At 38.0% G+C, this 1,602-nt stretch carries 4 protein-coding genes; 1 reads left to right on the plus strand and 3 read right to left on the minus strand.

All coding sequences use genetic code 11. The annotated features are described in order from the left end of the window. The coding region (locus tag CA598_RS31535) for a transposase (protein ID WP_143812498.1) at positions 1–302 on the plus strand (302 nt) is incomplete at its 5' end. A 180-nt stretch (positions 303–482) separates the two neighbouring features. Here the strand turns inward: CA598_RS31535 and CA598_RS32790 are convergent. The 3 genes from CA598_RS32790 to CA598_RS31545 are packed head-to-tail and all read right to left on the minus strand — an operon-like array spanning position 483 to position 1,401. Next, positions 483–647 (minus strand): hypothetical protein, encoded by a 165-nt coding sequence (locus CA598_RS32790; protein ID WP_218832643.1) that lies wholly within the window; start codon positions 645–647, stop codon positions 483–485. A gap of 51 nt (positions 648–698) precedes the next feature. Beyond that, the gene (locus tag CA598_RS33270) at positions 699–824 is read right to left on the minus strand and encodes a hypothetical protein (protein WP_256990743.1); all 126 of its coding nucleotides are present in this window, start codon (positions 822–824) and stop codon (positions 699–701) included. Positions 825–873: 49 nt separating this feature from the next. Next, positions 874–1,401: a hypothetical protein gene (locus CA598_RS31545; RefSeq protein WP_143812499.1), complete on the minus strand. Its 528-nt coding sequence runs from the start codon at positions 1,399–1,401 to the stop codon at positions 874–876. Positions 1,402–1,602 lie beyond the last annotated feature (201 nt).

The following is a 1,602-nucleotide window of genomic DNA, read 5'->3' on the forward strand; positions in this document are numbered from 1 at the left end:
GTATTGGTCCTAAAATTGCTGCAACCATTTTATCGGAAATTGGAGAAGTCGACTGTTTTGATCATCCAAAGAAACTAGTAGCCTTTGCAGGCATTGACCCGAGTGTATTCACATCTGGAAAGTTTACGGCAACACGGAATCGAATTACCAAACGTGGTTCTCGGCAACTTCGTTATGTGCTAGTTATGGCCGTCAAAAGAGGCGAAGGAAAGCCACATAAAGTAGCTTTAATTGCATGCGCAAATAAGCTGGTTCATTGGCTTTATGTCCTTAAAAGTAAAAAACCCTTCCGCACTGCCTGACCATTTTATATTGGTATAACCTTCCAAAATAAAGGGATTGGATGGTTATTTGTCATGCTTATTTTTACTATACCACATGATTTAAGTTCATTTTACTGGTAATCTTGACAAGCTATTAGCTGGTATAGTTCAACAAAGGCAGCCGATCCATTGACCGGCTACCTTTGTGTCATTATTGAGCTATCGTTCCTCGTTAGCTTCACAATCCATCCACGTGTTCCTCAGCCGCCGAATGAACATCTCAGGTTCATTTGGGTCAAATACCTCAATCCCGTAGTCTTTTATAAGCTGTCTTTTAATCAAATCGTCAATGAGCAGATCGGTTACATCGTGATAATCGTCCAATACATTTTCCTCTTCAAAAAAACTAATTTGATCGCCTATATTACTCAAAAGTTACCAGGTCGTCATAGCTGCTGTTACGGGATTTCCGGTTAATTCCTTTGCTTTACTTGCTGAAAGATGGGCAAAGCTTATTATTTCTCCTTTGCTTTTATTCACTAAAATGTATCCTTGTCCCATTTAAAATTATCTCCTCATTTTCTTAGTTCACTGAACTATCTGTATCCCATTAGCTCAATGATTTTTCCGTAAAAAAATCAATGAAGGCATCCAATACATTGACCGCTAATTGATATTGTTCAGAATCTGAGTGGGTATAAAGGATAATCTCTAAATCATTATCCAAGTCTAAGAGTCTATTCAAATTTTCAGTTATTGGTGGATCAGGCATTAAAGCGGTGTTTAATCTGCTCAGTAATTCTTCAATGCCGTATTCCTTATTCTTAAAACGTTCGACTAAGATTTCGTGATGATGAATGCCTATTGAAATCCAATTTATCGTTATTTGGCTTGAGTTTTCTGCGCATTCTTTAGCTTCCTGTAGTGAATCGTGCAGAGTGTCACCGATAACATTCCAATCCAGGTCGCAAGAGAATAGATAGTACCCTCTGGCACCGTCATATTTAGCTACCGCGAAAGCAGTGATACCCACTTTTTTGTTTTCACCTTCGAACAAAACATATCCGTAATTATTGCAATGCTCGTTTGCTGTATAAATCCAAACATTTGCTCCATCCAGCATTGGTGGCACTCTCAAGTTATTCACCCGCTTTCGGAATTGAAGTGTTCGTCTATAAATTCTGCAAACTAATACTCAAATCCTGTTCATTGACACTCAACAATCCTGCCTTTTAGCTTAATGCCCTCGACAGTCTAGTACTTTATTTCCTCAGTTTATCAAGACCTAAATTTAAGAAAGTCAGATATAATAAAGGGTTTCACATATTAGTCATGACTA

This window comes from Paenibacillus sp. VTT E-133291 (assembly GCF_002264395.1).
GTDB classification, from domain to species: Bacteria; Bacillota; Bacilli; order Paenibacillales; family Paenibacillaceae; genus Paenibacillus_AQ; species Paenibacillus_AQ nitricinens.

Excerpts from the sequence above, each read along its gene's own strand:
- CA598_RS33270 (WP_256990743.1), bottom strand. The coding sequence starts at position 824 with ATGGGACAAGGATACATTTTAGTGAATAAAAGCAAAGGAGAAATAATA.